Source organism: Curvibacter sp. EU05-FHT14A10 (assembly GCF_058791075.1).
This window is the reverse complement of record NZ_JBYTDE010000001.1, coordinates 120,072-133,648: the sequence shown is the minus strand read 5'-3', so window position 1 is coordinate 133,648 and position 13,577 is coordinate 120,072. Positions and strand designations below refer to the sequence as shown.

At 60.2% G+C, this 13,577-nt stretch carries 15 protein-coding genes; 8 read left to right on the top strand and 7 right to left on the bottom strand.

Translation table 11 applies throughout. The features are described 5' to 3' along the window. Positions 1 to 47: 47 nt before the first annotated feature. From thrS to AC3WUT_RS00575, 3 genes are all read right to left on the bottom strand, one after another. Entirely contained in the window at positions 48 to 1,955 is a 1,908-nt protein-coding gene (thrS, locus tag AC3WUT_RS00585; RefSeq protein ID WP_492345130.1) for a threonine--tRNA ligase, read from the bottom strand. Positions 1,956 to 2,245: 290 nt separating this feature from the next. Next, positions 2,246 to 3,577, bottom strand: coding sequence for an isocitrate lyase (aceA, locus tag AC3WUT_RS00580; RefSeq protein ID WP_492345129.1), 1,332 nt, complete (start codon positions 3,575 to 3,577; stop codon positions 2,246 to 2,248). Positions 3,578 to 3,860: 283 nt separating this feature from the next. Then, a complete protein-coding gene (locus AC3WUT_RS00575) occupies positions 3,861 to 4,313 on the bottom strand; it encodes a gamma-glutamylcyclotransferase family protein (RefSeq protein ID WP_492345128.1) in 453 nt (150 codons plus the stop codon). Between the two features lie 98 nt (positions 4,314 to 4,411). Here AC3WUT_RS00575 and AC3WUT_RS00570 point away from each other — a divergent pair, with 98 nt between their 5' ends. Further along, complete coding sequence (locus AC3WUT_RS00570; protein WP_492345127.1) at positions 4,412 to 5,293, top strand: DMT family transporter; 882 nt, start codon at positions 4,412 to 4,414, stop codon at positions 5,291 to 5,293. Between the two features lie 5 nt (positions 5,294 to 5,298). Here AC3WUT_RS00570 and rraA read toward each other — a convergent pair whose 3' ends face one another. Next, the gene (gene rraA, locus AC3WUT_RS00565) at positions 5,299 to 5,805 is read right to left on the bottom strand and encodes a ribonuclease E activity regulator RraA (RefSeq protein WP_492345126.1); all 507 of its coding nucleotides are present in this window, start codon (positions 5,803 to 5,805) and stop codon (positions 5,299 to 5,301) included. Between the two features lie 353 nt (positions 5,806 to 6,158). Here rraA and AC3WUT_RS00560 point away from each other — a divergent pair, with 353 nt between their 5' ends. The 5 genes from AC3WUT_RS00560 (at position 6,159) to AC3WUT_RS00540 (ending at position 9,025) form a co-directional block, all read left to right on the top strand. Then, on the top strand, positions 6,159 to 6,629 hold the full coding sequence (locus tag AC3WUT_RS00560; RefSeq protein ID WP_492345125.1) for an SWIB/MDM2 domain-containing protein: 471 nt from the start codon (positions 6,159 to 6,161) through the stop codon (positions 6,627 to 6,629). Between the two features lie 192 nt (positions 6,630 to 6,821). Continuing rightward, positions 6,822 to 7,094 carry a (2Fe-2S)-binding protein gene (locus AC3WUT_RS00555; RefSeq protein ID WP_492345585.1) on the top strand — a complete coding sequence of 91 codons (273 nt, stop codon included), beginning with the start codon at positions 6,822 to 6,824 and terminating at the stop codon, positions 7,092 to 7,094. A gap of 93 nt (positions 7,095 to 7,187) precedes the next feature. Then, positions 7,188 to 7,877, top strand: a complete 690-nt coding sequence (locus AC3WUT_RS00550) for an energy transducer TonB (protein WP_492345124.1) — start codon at positions 7,188 to 7,190, stop codon at positions 7,875 to 7,877. A gap of 18 nt (positions 7,878 to 7,895) precedes the next feature. Next, positions 7,896 to 8,612: a MotA/TolQ/ExbB proton channel family protein gene (locus tag AC3WUT_RS00545; protein ID WP_492345123.1), complete on the top strand. Its 717-nt coding sequence runs from the start codon at positions 7,896 to 7,898 to the stop codon at positions 8,610 to 8,612. A gap of 2 nt (positions 8,613 to 8,614) precedes the next feature. After that, positions 8,615 to 9,025, top strand: coding sequence for an ExbD/TolR family protein (locus tag AC3WUT_RS00540; protein ID WP_492345122.1), 411 nt, complete (start codon positions 8,615 to 8,617; stop codon positions 9,023 to 9,025). Between the two features lie 156 nt (positions 9,026 to 9,181). On the opposite strand, the gene AC3WUT_RS00535 is transcribed toward AC3WUT_RS00540, so the two are convergent. Then, complete coding sequence (locus AC3WUT_RS00535) at positions 9,182 to 9,589, bottom strand: GlcG/HbpS family heme-binding protein (protein WP_492345121.1); 408 nt, start codon at positions 9,587 to 9,589, stop codon at positions 9,182 to 9,184. Between the two features lie 201 nt (positions 9,590 to 9,790). Here AC3WUT_RS00535 and AC3WUT_RS00530 point away from each other — a divergent pair, with 201 nt between their 5' ends. Together AC3WUT_RS00530 and AC3WUT_RS00525 are read left to right on the top strand one after the other, a co-directional pair. Beyond that, positions 9,791 to 10,492, top strand: a complete 702-nt coding sequence (locus AC3WUT_RS00530) for a Bax inhibitor-1 family protein (RefSeq protein ID WP_492345120.1) — start codon at positions 9,791 to 9,793, stop codon at positions 10,490 to 10,492. A gap of 135 nt (positions 10,493 to 10,627) precedes the next feature. After that, complete coding sequence (locus tag AC3WUT_RS00525; RefSeq protein WP_492345119.1) at positions 10,628 to 10,996, top strand: hypothetical protein; 369 nt, start codon at positions 10,628 to 10,630, stop codon at positions 10,994 to 10,996. 26 nt (positions 10,997 to 11,022) lie between these two features. On the opposite strand, the gene rlmD is transcribed toward AC3WUT_RS00525, so the two are convergent. Together rlmD and rpoS are read right to left on the bottom strand one after the other, a co-directional pair. After that, positions 11,023 to 12,501 carry a 23S rRNA (uracil(1939)-C(5))-methyltransferase RlmD gene (rlmD, locus tag AC3WUT_RS00520; RefSeq protein WP_492345118.1) on the bottom strand — a complete coding sequence of 493 codons (1,479 nt, stop codon included), beginning with the start codon at positions 12,499 to 12,501 and terminating at the stop codon, positions 11,023 to 11,025. A gap of 75 nt (positions 12,502 to 12,576) precedes the next feature. Next, positions 12,577 to 13,572 carry an RNA polymerase sigma factor RpoS gene (rpoS, locus tag AC3WUT_RS00515; protein ID WP_492345117.1) on the bottom strand — a complete coding sequence of 332 codons (996 nt, stop codon included), beginning with the start codon at positions 13,570 to 13,572 and terminating at the stop codon, positions 12,577 to 12,579. Between the last annotated feature and the right edge of the window lie 5 nt (positions 13,573 to 13,577).

Genomic DNA, 13,577 nt, shown 5'->3' with positions numbered 1-13,577 from the left:
CTTTAGCCGACGGCAACGCGTCAGCTAAAGCGATCATTGACTCGACGTCAAGCTTTAGAGGCGATGTCTGAAGCGATCGTTTGAACGAAAGCTTCCACCGACATCACTCCGAGGTCTTTGTTACCCCGGGCGCGTACCGCAACGGCACCTGCAGCCTTCTCTTTGTCACCCACGACCAAGATGTAAGGCAGCTTTTGCAACGAATGCTCGCGTATTTTATACGTAATTTTCTCGTTGCGCAGATCTAACTGGACCCTAAGCCCTTGATTCTCAAGCATTTTGACCAGTTCACGGCAGTAATCGGCCTGCGAATCGGTGATGTTGAGCACCGAAACCTGCACCGGAGCCAGCCACGTGGGCAACGCGCCAGCGTGTTGTTCGATCAAGATTCCGATGAATCGCTCCAGGCTACCCACGATGGCTCGGTGCAACATGATCGGACGGTGACGAGCACCATCCTCACCGACAAACTCGGCATCCAGGCGCTCCGGCATGTTCGGATCCACCTGAATGGTGCCGCACTGCCAAGGACGACCCAGCGCATCCTTCAGCGTGTACTCGATCTTTGGACCATAGAAGGCACCCTCACCCGGCAGGTATTCAAAATCGCAGCCCGATGCGCGCAACCCCTCGGCCAACGCATTCTCAGCACGATCCCAACTCTCCTCAGAGCCAATCCGCTTTTCGGGACGGGTGGAGAGCTTGTAGATGATGTCCTTGAATCCAAAGTCCTTGTAGACCTTTTGCAGCAGGGTCGTGAACGCAATGACTTCGCTCTGAATCTGATCCTCGGTGCAGAAGATATGCCCATCGTCCTGGGTAAACGCCCGCACGCGCATGATGCCGTGCAACCCACCCGTGGGTTCATTGCGGTGGCACTGCCCAAACTCCCCAAACCGCAGCGGCAGGTCACGGTAACTCTTGATGCCCTGCTTGAAGATCAGGATGTGCCCCGGGCAGTTCATCGGCTTGAGCGCGTAGTCCCGCTTCTCGGACTCCGTGGTGAACATGTTCTCACGGTACTTGTCCCAGTGCCCCGTCTTCTCCCACAGGCCCTGATCCAAGATTTGCGGTCCCTTGACTTCCTGATAGCCGTTGTCGCGATAGACACGACGCATGTATTGCTCGACTTCCTGCCAGACCGTCCAACCCTTGGGGTGCCAGAACACGGTCCCCGGCGAGTGCTCGTCGATGTGAAAGAGATCAAGCTCCTTACCAAGCTTTCGGTGGTCTCGTTTCTCGGCCTCCTCCAACATCGTCAGGTACTGCTGCAGGTCATCCTTGCTGGCCCAGGCGGTACCGTAGACACGCTGAAGCATTTCGTTGCGATGGTCACCACGCCAATAGGCGCCAGCCACTTTCATCAACTTGAAAAACTTGAGCTTGCCGGTGCTCGGCACGTGAGGACCACGGCAGAGGTCTTCGAAATTACCCTCACGGTACAGGCTAACGTCCTCGTTGCTGGGGATGCTGGCGATGATCTCCGCCTTGTAGTGCTCGCCGATGCCCTTGAAGTACGCCACTGCCTCATCACGCGGCAACACGCGGCGCACGACTGGCTCATCCTTGGCGGCCAACTCGGACATGCGCTTCTCAATCGCAGCCAAGTCCTCAGGCGTGAAAGGACGCTTGTAGGAGAAGTCGTAATAAAAGCCGTTCTCGATGACAGGCCCGATGGTGACCTGAGCATCCGGAAAGAGCTCCTTGACGGCATAAGCCAACAAGTGGGCGGTCGAATGGCGGATCACCTCAAGACCATCCGCATCCTTGGCTGTGATGATGGACAGCGGGCTGTCCGAGGTGATGGCATGGCTGGTGTCCACCACCTTGTCGCCAATCTTGCCGGCCAGGGCGGCCTTGGCCAGGCCGGTGCCGATGGAGGCAGCCACTTCGGCCACCGTGACCGGGCCGGGGTATTCACGTTTGGAACCGTCGGGAAGCGTGATCTGAATCATGATGTCTGTGAGTTGAATCCGTGAAGGCGCAAAAAAAGCGCGGGGAAGGCCGCGCTTTGTTCAGTGGAGCAGAAAACAGGTGAGCAGGCGCGAACCAGTGGCTCATTGAGCCGAAGGAGTCTCCGAAGTAGTTCGCGGTGTCATAACCAAGATGCCTTTCTCGCTCTTGCCAGTGGGTGACCCTGTACACAGGGAATAGTCATGATTTTAGCGCGAGCCTCACATCAGCTTCATCACCCCACGAAAAAAGGCCCGGACACGCCGGGCCTTGCTCAGCAGCGCTCAGGCGCTCAGTGGAACTGCTCTTCTTCGGTCGAGCCAGTCAAAGCCTTCACCGAGGACGAGCCGCCCTGGATGACGGTGGTGACGTCGTCAAAGTAACCTGCGCCCACTTCTTGCTGGTGCGACACGAAGGTGTAGCCTTGTTCACGGGCAGCGAACTCGGGCTCTTGCACCATTTCGACGTAGTGCTTCATGCCTTCGCCACGGGCGTAGGCATGAGCAAACTTGAAGGTGTTGTACCAGTTGCTGTGGATGCCTGCCAGGGTGATGAACTGGTACTTGTAGCCCAGTGCCGACAATTCGTCCTGGAAGCGTGCGATGGTCGCATCGTCGAGGTTCTTGCGCCAGTTGAACGAAGGCGAGCAGTTGTAAGACAGCAGCTTGCCAGGGCAGGCAGCGTGCACAGCTTGAGCGAACTCACGGGCAAAGCCCAGATCAGGCGTGCCGGTTTCGCACCACACCAGATCGGCGTACGGGGCGTAGGCCACACCACGGCTGATGGCTTGTTCCAGACCGTTCTTGACACGGTAGAAGCCTTCTTGGGTGCGCTCGCCGGTCAGGAACGGCTTGTCGTTGGCGTCATGGTCCGAGGTGATCAGGTTGGCAGCCTCGGCGTCGGTACGGGCCAGCACGATGGTGGAAACGCCCATCACGTCGGCGGCAAAGCGGGCAGCGGTCAACTTTTCGCAGGCTTCCTGGGTGGGCACCAGCACCTTGCCGCCCATGTGACCACACTTCTTCACGGCCGCCAGTTGGTCTTCAAAGTGAACGCCTGCAGCGCCTGCAGCGATCATGTTCTTCATCAGTTCGAAAGCGTTCAGCACACCGCCGAAGCCGGCTTCAGCATCCGCCACGACCGGCAGGAAGTAGTCGATGAATTCCTTGTCGCCGGGGTTGATGCCGCGGCCCCACTGGATTTCGTCGGCACGCTTGAAAGTGTTGTTGATGCGGCGAACCATGGTGGGCACCGAGTCGTAGGCGTACAGCGACTGGTCCGGGTACATGGTTTCGGAAGTGTTGCCGTCAGCAGCCACTTGCCAGCCCGACAGGTACACAGCCTCCAGACCCGCCTTGGCTTGCTGCATGGCTTGGCCAGCAGAGATTGCGCCGAACGAGTTGACATAGCCCTTCTTGGCGCTGCCGTTCACCAGGTCCCACAGCTTTTCGGCACCACGCTTGGCCAAAGTGTGCTCAATCGACAGGCTACCGCGCAGACGCACCACGTCAGCAGCGCTGTAGTTGCGCTTGACACCCTTCCAACGGGGGTTCTGCGCCCAATCCTTTTCGAGGGCTTCGATTTGCTGCTGGCGGCTCAGTTGGGAATTGAGAGATTGCGACATGTGATCACTCCTGGTTGGTTGAATGGTGCCAACTTTGTTGCGTTTGCAAGTTCGCTGGCGTTGAGAGAACTTTAAGTCTTCTATAAGAGTCAGAATCAATCTTATGTCTTATAGAAGACTTTTTTATTTTTTATGAAAATCAATAACTTACAACTTTGATTTCTCTTTGTGAAATCAAATTTCTCATGACAGGATTTCATGTGCAGTGCAGCAATTGGCTATTTTCACAATAAGAAATGCAAAACCCGTAGCGTGAAAAGCCATGACAAATGTCCAGGTGCCGTCAGGGCACCACGCCACCCACGTGTCCGATCCAGTCTCCGTGATCGATCAATGGATGGCCATTCACGCGCTCGGGGTTGATCTCATAGACCAGGCAAACGCAACTCTGCCCCTCGACATTGACCGACACCTGACGGCGGAAATACTCGTCATCGGGCCGCCCCTGTATGCCTTCAATGAGGTCGAGTTGCCGCTCCAGTGCTGGCTCGATGGCATACACCTCACCCGAAACGGCGCTGCCCCCTTCGTCGGGACCGTTTGCCAAAAGCAAGCCCGGATAGGCCCCGAGATCAAAGAGCCGCCCCGGCACCATGGAACACCCGCAGAAGGCCGGCGGCGGAACGAGGCGGTTGATGTCGTTGCTACCACCCTTGCGCAAGGTGCCGTACACGAACACAAGCGACGCCGGAACGCCACGGGGCACCCGCTCCTCGGGCATGATTTCGGTTTTCAATCCAACTCCTTTGAACGTTGTAACGAATGCAGCACGCTTCACCCCGCTTGGTGGCAGGCCCCAGCCGTTGGCTGGCATGTGTCTGCCTGGCCGCCAGCATGGCATTGGTCGGCAGCTATGTGGCGCTTTCCAAGCCCCTCACTCTTGTCTTGCCCATTTTCCTGCTGGCCTGGTTGCGCTTTGGCATCGGTGCCGTGGCCATGTTGCGCTGGATCAGACGCGCCCCCGACGAACCCCGCATGAGCAGCGCAACCAAGCGTCTGGTGTTCCTCGAATCCCTGCTGGGCAACTTCCTCTTCTCTGTGCTGATGCTCAACGGTGTCAAGCTGACCTCGGTGGTGGCCACTGGCGTGATCATGTCGGGCATTCCGGCCTGTGTGGCACTGTTGAGCTGGATATTCCTGAAAGAGCGCATCTCCCCTCGCGTGGCCGTGGCCATCGGCCTGGCCGTGGCGGGCATCACGCTGTTCACCCTGGTGCGCCCGGGCACGGATGCAAGCGGAGCGTCGACTGAATCACACTGGCTGGGCAACCTGCTGATCGTCGGCGCCGTGCTGTGCGAAAGCGCCTACGCAGTGATCGGCAAGCGCTTGACCGGCGCGTTGAGTGCACGACGCATCAGCGCCTTGATCAACCTCTGGGGGCTGGCATTGGCCACACCGTTCGGCCTGTACCAAGCCATGTCATTCAACTTTGCCAGCGTGCCACCCGCCTACTGGCTGCTACTGGTGTTCTACGCGCTGGCCGCAAGCGTCTGGACAGTGTGGCTGTGGATGACCGGATTGCGCACCATCCCGGCTGCGCACGCAGGCCTGTTCACAGTGATGCTACCGATCACTGCGGCGACCGTGGGAGTCCTGTTTCTGGGCGAGCCCATGACCTTGTTGCAGATGCTGGCCTTTGGCATTGCGCTGGCCGGGGTCGTGTTGGCCACCCTGCCCGACGCCAGCCCTGCGGCATCCAGCCCCAAGCCATCCTGACACGCTCAGGTCAAAGATGTCGAGCTGATCACGATGCCGTCGGCATCGGCATACAGCCAATCGCCCGGACGTACCCACACCCCCTGGATCTGAACAGCAACATCACACTGCCCTTCCCCTCTCTTCTCAGTGGGCAGGGGCATCAAGGCCAGCGCCCGGATCCCGACCGCCTCTGCATTGAGTTCGGCCACATCACGTACGCAACCATCCACCACGATGCCCGCCCAGCCATTGCGTGCGGCCGCCTTGGCCAGGTTACCCCCCACCAAGGCACGACGCAAAGAGGCGCCCCCATCCACCACCAGCACGCGCCCTTCGCCTGGTGAGTCGACGGCCTGCTTCACCAAGGTATTGTCTTCAAACACCTTGACGATGCACACCGGCCCATGGAAGACCGTCCGGCCACCAAAGGCCTTGAACACTGGAGGCAGCACGCGAAAGTGGCCCGAATCGTCGTTCTTGTGTTCGTCACAAAGATCGCAGGTGCTGATGACCGCAGGCAGAGAAGACATGGAGAGTGACCTTTCATGGCATGTACGAGATGAAAACGACTTGCCAACGCCACTGACAAGCCTGATCGAGAGCATACAAAAGTGCCGCTCAGACGCCCCCGACCACCGACAGTTCGTGCCAGCGTGCCAGCGCGGAGACCCATGGCCGGAGGCCCTGCAGTGACCTCAGCGCACCCCGAATGCGCGAAACCCGCGCCCTTATTGGCTTTGCGGACACAAAGGCGCAACAGAGTGCACTGAAAAATATGCGTTTTCGCTTGGAAAGCCGTTTTTTCTCCATTAGCATCCGGTATGCCAGCGAGAACGCAGTGTTTGGCTGGTGATTAATCAACTTCCAGAAGGAAAATTCAATCATGGCAACTGCAAAGAAAGCCCCGGCAAAAGCGCCTGCCAAAAAGGCCGCGCCGGCAACCAAGGCCGCTGCTCCCGCCAAGAAGGCTGCTGCGCCCGCCACCAAGAAGGTAGCGGCCAAGGCAGCACCGGCCACCAAGGCTGCTGCTCCTGCCAAGAAGGCTGCTGCGCCCGCCAAGAAGGCTGCTGCGCCCGCCAAGAAGGCTGCAGCTCCTGCCAAAAAGCGCACCCCCAATGCGGCTTTCATGAAGGCCCTCACCCCCAGCGCAGCCTTGGCCGCCGTGGTGGGCAACAGCCCCCTGCCGCGCACTGAGATCGTGAGCAAGCTGTGGGTTTACATCAAGAAAAATGATCTGCAAGACAAGCTGAACAAGCGCCTGATCAATGCCGACGCCAAGCTCAAGGAAATCTTTGGCAAGGCTCAGGTTTCGATGTTTGAACTTGCTGCCCTGATCGGCAAGCACGTCAAGTAAGCCAGACCAGCACTCCGCCAAGCCGACCTCAGGTCGGCTTTTTTCATGGTTAGCCTGCCACGAGCGCCAAGGGGCAGCCGAGCCATGAAAAATGGTTTGCGACCTGGATTTTCGAGAGGTTATTGCAAATGCGACAGATTCGCATTTATACTGACATCATCCTCAACAGCCAGCCCAAACCGCCTGTCTGCCATGATTGTCTGTGTATGCCGTCGCGTCTCCGACCGAGAAATTGTCCGCCACGCCAAAGCGGGGCTGGGTTTCGATGAAATCCAGTTTGAACTCGGTGTCGCCACCCAGTGTGGCCGGTGTGAGAGTTGCGCACGCAGCGTGGTGGATCAGTGCAATGCTGCCCATCCGATTGCCGCACTCCGTGCGGACATGCCGGGGCAGGCCATTCAGCTCGCCACCCACTTCACGGAAGGTCGAGCATGGCAACAATCACAACTCTCGGTGGCGGTCTGATTCTCGTACTGGGCTCAGCCTGGTGGGTGTTTCGTCGATGACGGACAGGGCCCGCCCCAACCCCAGACTCGGTACCCCGCACAACCCCTGACCATGCACGCCCAATCCATTCCCGCACGTCCCAAAATCAGTCGCAACAGCGCGGTCATCGGTGGTGTGCTTCTGTTTCATGCCCTGGCATTGTGGGGACTGCAAAGCGGCCTGATCCGACGCGCGGTCGAAGTCATCATTCCAGCCGAAGTCCTGAGCGAGCTCATCGAACCGCCTGCCCCCAAGGCGCCACCGCCCCCGGCTCCGGTGCCCAAGGTACCCCAGCCCAAAACGGTGGCACCCCGCCCCACGCCGCTGCCGCCGGCCCCTCAACCCGTGGCCATTGCAGATCCCACGCCAGCGCCTGCTGCGCCGACAGGGGTCAGCACCCCTCAACCACCCGCCCCTCCGGTGGCGGCGCCAGTGGCTGCCGCGCCGCCAGCGCCCCCTGCGCCACCGGCCCCGCCCAAGGTCGAACTGCCCTCCAGCGATGCCGACTACCTGCAAAACCCCAAGCCTGCCTACCCGGCCATCAGCAAGCGCCTGGGCGAACAAGGCAAGGTAATCCTGCGCGTGCTGATCGGCGCAGACGGTCTGCCGCAAAAAGCAGAAATCAAGCAATCCAGCGGCTTTGACCGCCTGGACCAAGCCGCTTTGACCACCGTGATGCGCTGGCGCTACGTGCCCGGCAAACGCGGTGGTGTCCCTGAAACCATGTGGTTTCAGGTTCCCCTCAATTTCGTTCTCGAATAATTCACGGAGCACTTTTCAATGGAAACCGAATTCGGACTCGCCCACGTTTGGGCCCAAGGCGACCTGGTCACCAAGACCGTTGCGCTGCTGCTGCTGGGCATGTCGCTGGCCTCCTGGATCGTCATCATCCTGAAGGCGCTGGACATCATCAAATACAAGAAGTTCGCCCGCGCGGCCGAAGACTTCTGGCACAACCCCGATCTGAGCGCCGGTCTCAACAGCCTGGGGACCGATGCGGACAACCCCTTCCGCCAACTGGCGTTGGATGGGCGCGATGCCACCGCGCACCACAGCAACACCAAGGTGCATCTGCACGACAGCCTTGACGTCAGTGATTGGGTGACCCGCTGCCTTCGCAACGGCATTGACGAGTTCACAGCTCGCCTGCAGGGTGGCTTGGCCGTGCTGGCCTCGGTGGGCTCCACCGCACCCTTTGTGGGCCTTTTTGGCACCGTGTGGGGCATCTATCACGCGCTGTTGGGCATCGGCTCGGCCGGCCAGGCCACCATCGACAAAGTGGCTGGCCCCGTCGGGGAGGCATTGATCATGACGGCCCTGGGATTGGCCGTGGCCATTCCCGCCGTGCTGGGCTACAACGCATTGGTTCGAGGCAACAAGGCCATTCTCAACAAACTCAACAGCTTCGCCCATGACCTGCACGCCTTCTTCGTGACAGGAGCGCGGGTTCACAGCGGTGCCAACACCAGCGTGGTGGCCCTCAAGAAAGGGGTCTGATCATGGCCTTCGGACGTCAGGAAGACTCTGAAGAGGTGATGAGTGAAATCAACATGACCCCCCTGGTGGATGTCATGCTGGTGCTGCTGATCATCTTCATCATCACGATCCCGGTGATGAAGCACTCGGTGAACGTTGATCTGCCCCGTGCCAGCAACCAGCCCGAGGCCGCCAAACCAGAGACCATTCGTCTGTCAGTCGCTGCCGATGGCAGCTACTTCTGGAATGAAACTCGAATCGACGATGCTGCACTGGAGGCCATGCTGACCCAGAACGCGGCCAAAGAGCCCCAGCCAGAGTTGCACATCCGGGGTGATCGCGAGGTTCGCTATGAACGCGTGGCCCAGGCCATGGCCGCCGCTCAGCATGCGGGGCTGAAGAAAATCGGCTTCATCACCGAGCCCAAAAACTGAAGCCCAGGCACACACCTCGCGGCACAGCCCATGCGGCAGCTGCCCGATGTGCTGCCGCCCCCAAAACAAAGCCACTGCCCGAAGAGGGTCAGCGGCTTTTGCACATGAAATCCCCAACGCCAAGCCACCGCATCGGGTGGCTTGGCGACGAGAGGCTTACAAGCCAACGGCGGCAATGCCTGCCTTGGCGATCTGAACGTCTTCCGAAGACTTCACGCCGCTCACACCCACCGCGCCGATGCAATGGCCGTCCTTGAGAATAGGAACCCCGCCCTCCAGCAGGCCCTCAACCTTGGGCACGGTCAGGAAGGCGTAGCGCCCGCCATTGATGATGTCTTCGTAACCCTTGGTTTCACGGCGGCCCAGCGCGGCCGTGTGCGCCTTGGCCGGTGCAATGTGCGACGAGATGGCCGGCGCGCCGTCAAGGCGTTGCAGCCAGAGCAGATGTCCACCGTCATCCACGATGGCAATGGTCACGGCCCACTTGTTCTTCAGGGCTTCTGCTTCAGCAGCTGCGGCAATGGCTTTGACATCGGAGAGTTCAAGAACGGACTTGGTTTGCATGAAAAACCTTTGATGGTGGTCGAAAAGAAGCAAGGATAGCGGCACCTCAGCCGGCACCAGGGGATGCTAGATGAAAAACAATTTTCACTATTTGGACAGCATGCCAACCTTTGGCAGGCGGGTCTTTAAGAATCGCCTCATCGTCCCCACTTAGAATGCCTTAGAAGCCAAGTTCTGGCCGTTCCCCAAGGAGATTCATTCATGAACCAACCTTTCCAAAACATCGACCTGTCGGTGGGTTATGGCAATGTTTTGTCGCAAGAGCAGCGGCATCGCGTGCTGCGCAACACCTACTGGCTGCTCGCCCTGAGCATGGTGCCCACCGTGTTGGGAGCCTGGATCGGCGTCGTCACCAACCTGTCGGCCATGCTGTCCGGTGGTATCGGCCTGGTGGTCTTCCTGGCTGGGGCCTTCGGCTTCATGTTCGCCATCGAAAAAACCAAACACTCGGCCACCGGGGTTCCGGTGCTGCTGGGTTTCACCTTTTTCATGGGGCTGATGCTGTCGCGCCTGATCGCCATGGTGCTGGGCTTCAAGAACGGCCCGGAACTGGTCATGACCGCCTTCGGTGGTACGGCCGGTGTGTTCTTCGTGATGGCCAGCCTGGCCACCGTGATCAAGCGTGATATCTCGGGCCTGGGCAAGTGGCTGTTCGTGGGTGTGCTGGTCCTGCTGGTGGGCAGCTTGGTGAATGCGTTCGTCGGCTCCTCTGCAGGCATGTTGGCCCTGTCCGTGGCCGCCATCGGCATCTTCAGCGCCTACATGCTGTATGACATCAAGCAGATCATCGATGGTGGTGAAACCAATTACATCTCGGCCACCCTGTCGCTGTACCTGGACCTGTACAACGTGTTCCAGAACCTGCTGGCACTGCTGGGCATCTTCGGCGGCGAACGCGAATAACGTTGAGTTGGCAGCAAGCGTGCCGCGATAAAAAACAGGCCCTGCGGGGCCTTTTTTCATGTCGACGATGAACCTGGCTCAACTCGCCTCAGGTGACGCCGATAATCCTCATAGACACTCTGACCAGGCTTCATCATGTTTGCGCGCCGTCTGCTGATCCTCGCCCCTGCCTTGCTGATGCTGGCGGGTTGTGACATTCCGGGCCTCGGCCCCGATCCGAAGGTCGTTCAGCGCGAGGCCGATGCCAAAGCCACAGGTGGCGCCTGTCGTTACGCCCAGCGTGGCATTGAAGACTGTTACACACTGAACCCCAAGGCCCCCAAATCCGCCATTTTTGATGGCTGGAAAGAAATGGACCAATACATGCGGGACAACAAGATCGAAGGTGCCCCTTCGGTCATACCGATTCCGACGGCCTCGCCCCCCGAAGGCGCGGAGAGCAAGGCCTCCGCCGAGGCAGACGAACCCAAACCCAAGAAGGGCAAGGGCAGCGACAAGCACTGAGGGCCGCGACCAAGGCGGCCCTGCGCTCAATCCCAGGCTGCGGTGCGCTCGAACATGGCCATGCTTTCCACGTGGGCCGTGTGCGGGAACATGTTCACGGCGCCCGCCGCGGTGCAACGATAGCCCCCCTGATGGACCAACAGCCCAGCATCTCGGGCCAGCGTCGCCGGGTTGCAACTCACATACACGATGCGCTTCGGGGCCGTCCAGCCCTCAGGCAGGCTGCCGGGTTGTAGCAGATGCTGCTGGTGCAGATCAGACAAGGCCTTGGCCAGTGCAAAGGCCCCCTCACGAGGCGGATCCACCAGCCATCGATCGGCATAGCCATCGGCCACCAGCATGTCGGGGGTCATTTCAAACAAATTCCGGGCCACAAAACCGGTGGGGCACAAAGGCGCCTCCACCCTTGATGCCTGATTGCCGGCATAGTTGGTGCGCGAACGTGCCACCAGCGCCTCGCTGCCTTCGATGCCAAGCACCTCGCGGGCCTGGGTGGCCAGCGGCAGGGTGAAATTGCCCAGACCGCAGAACCAGTCGATGACGCGCTCGTCTTTGCGCACATCCAGCAAGCGCAGGGCCCGGCTGACCAGCACCCGGTTGATGTGAGGATTCACCTGGGTGAAATCGGTCGGCTTGAAAGGCATGACGATGCCAAACTCAGGCAGCGAATAGGCCAACTGCGGCCCTTCAGGGTCCAGCAGGTGCACCGTATCGGGCCCCTTGGGCTGCAACCACCATTGAACCCCATGTTCGGCAGCGAACCCACGCAAACGTGCCAGATCGCCCTCGCTGAGGGGCTCCAGATGCCGCAGGACCAGCGCAGTGACATCGTCCCCACACGCCAGTTCGATCTGCGGGCACGTGTCTCGGGCTTCCATGCCGGCCACCAAGGCACGCAAAGGCAGCAGCATGGCGTTCACGTGGGGTGGCAACACAGGGCACTCGCTCATGTCGGCCACATAGCGGCTCTTGCGCTCATGGAAACCCACCAGCACCGTCCCCTTTTTGATGACATGGCGCACCGACAGGCGCGCACGGTAACGGTAGCCCCAGGCCGGGCCTTCAATCGGCCGCAGCAAGGTTTCGGGCTTGACCTTGCCCAGATGCCATAAGTTGTCCTCGAGGACACGCTGCTTGACGGCCACCTGAGCCCCCACATGCAGGTGCTGCATCTTGCAGCCCCCACAGGCACCGGCGTGCAATCCAAAGTGGCTGCAACCAGGGCGTACGCGCTGGGAAGACTCTCGGTGGATTTCAGTCAGGGTGGCCTGCTCCCAATTGTTCTTTTTGCGGTTGACCTGAGCACTGACCAGCTCAAACGGCAATGCGCCATCGACAAACACAACCTTACCATCGGGGCGACGGGCGACCCCTTGCGCTTCAAGGTCAAGTGATTCGATGGCCAGCCAGCCCGGTGGCAGGTCGGCGCTGGCTGGGGTGTCAGCGGGAGGCAGCAACCCGGAGCTCGGGTCGTCGGTGATGTGGGGCTCGGAAACGGTTGTCATGCCCCGATTGTCTCAGAGCCTGTTCTCGTGAACAGGCTCTCATGGGCGGCCCGTCACGCCATCCCCATCAACGGATCACAACAACGCATCGCGTGAGATGCCGTGCCGAGCCAGGTGGCGCTTGAGTTTGAACAAAGCCTCGTTCTGAATCTGGCGCACCCGCTCCCGGGTCAGCCCCAGGCGTTCGCTCAAGACTTCCAGGGTCTCAGGCTCACGGTCATGCAAGCCAAAACGCCCAGTCAGCACCTCTTTCTCGCGGCTGGACAAACCATCCACCCAGCGGTCCAACAGGCGCTCGACCTGATGTTCCTGGGTCAGGCCGCTGGGGTCGGTCGCCAACTCATCCACCAGGGTGTCGCCCAGGGTGTGATCGTCCCCGGAACGATCCAGTGAAGCATCCAGGGATCTGGGAGCCTCAGCCATGGCCAGGAGTTCAGTCACCTCCTGCACCTCACGCCCCAGGAACGCCGCCACATCCTCAGCGCGCACCCCGTCGGGCCGGCGCGCCACAAAGCTGGGGTCATTTTCAAGCGAGCGCCTCGCCCGCAGCACCTGCTGCAGTTCGCGCACAACGTGCACCGGTAGGCGCACCACCCGCCCCTGGTTCATCACCGCCCGCTCAACCGATTGGCGAATCCACCAAGTGGCATACGTCGAAAAACGGAAACCCCGCTCAGGCTCGAATTTGTCGATGGCATGCATCAGCCCCAGATTGCCCTCTTCGATCAAATCGGACATGGGAACGCCACGTGAGGCATACCCTTTGGCAATGCTCACCACCAGGCGCAGGTTGTGCTCGATCATCGACTGACGAGCCTCGAAATCGCCTGCCCTGGCCCGGGTGGCGACCGCCAATTCTTCCTGCGGGGTGAACAAAGGCTTGCGCCGCACCTCCCTCAGATAGACCGCGAGCGAATCGCCCCCCTCCACATCGGCGGGCAAGGGGGCCAGCGAGGCTGCCACGGCCTCCCCATCCGGCCCCGCATCCGCAGCGAGCAATCCGTCGTCTGCAGGCGCTTCCTCATGCGCATCAGACTCACCAGGAACAGGTTCATCGTTGCGCACGGTCATGATGG

Bases quoted from the DNA above. Each gene is read 5' to 3' on its own strand.
- AC3WUT_RS00530 (WP_492345120.1), top strand. From the start codon at position 9,791: ATGAACCAACCTTTCCAAAACATCGACCTGTCGGTGGGTTATGGCAAT.
- thrS (WP_492345130.1), bottom strand. From the start codon at position 1,955: ATGATTCAGATCACGCTTCCCGACGGTTCCAAACGTGAATACCCCGGC.
- AC3WUT_RS00570 (WP_492345127.1), top strand. From the start codon at position 4,412: ATGGCATTGGTCGGCAGCTATGTGGCGCTTTCCAAGCCCCTCACTCTT.
- AC3WUT_RS00540 (WP_492345122.1), top strand. From the start codon at position 8,615: ATGGCCTTCGGACGTCAGGAAGACTCTGAAGAGGTGATGAGTGAAATC.
- AC3WUT_RS00560 (WP_492345125.1), top strand. From the start codon at position 6,159: ATGGCAACTGCAAAGAAAGCCCCGGCAAAAGCGCCTGCCAAAAAGGCC.
- aceA (WP_492345129.1), bottom strand. From the start codon at position 3,577: ATGTCGCAATCTCTCAATTCCCAACTGAGCCGCCAGCAGCAAATCGAA.
- rraA (WP_492345126.1), bottom strand. From the start codon at position 5,805: ATGTCTTCTCTGCCTGCGGTCATCAGCACCTGCGATCTTTGTGACGAA.
- AC3WUT_RS00525 (WP_492345119.1), top strand. From the start codon at position 10,628: ATGTTTGCGCGCCGTCTGCTGATCCTCGCCCCTGCCTTGCTGATGCTG.
- AC3WUT_RS00535 (WP_492345121.1), bottom strand. From the start codon at position 9,589: ATGCAAACCAAGTCCGTTCTTGAACTCTCCGATGTCAAAGCCATTGCC.
- AC3WUT_RS00545 (WP_492345123.1), top strand. From the start codon at position 7,896: ATGGAAACCGAATTCGGACTCGCCCACGTTTGGGCCCAAGGCGACCTG.
- AC3WUT_RS00555 (WP_492345585.1), top strand. From the start codon at position 6,822: ATGATTGTCTGTGTATGCCGTCGCGTCTCCGACCGAGAAATTGTCCGC.
- rpoS (WP_492345117.1), bottom strand. From the start codon at position 13,572: ATGACCGTGCGCAACGATGAACCTGTTCCTGGTGAGTCTGATGCGCAT.
- rlmD (WP_492345118.1), bottom strand. From the start codon at position 12,501: ATGACAACCGTTTCCGAGCCCCACATCACCGACGACCCGAGCTCCGGG.
- AC3WUT_RS00550 (WP_492345124.1), top strand. From the start codon at position 7,188: ATGCACGCCCAATCCATTCCCGCACGTCCCAAAATCAGTCGCAACAGC.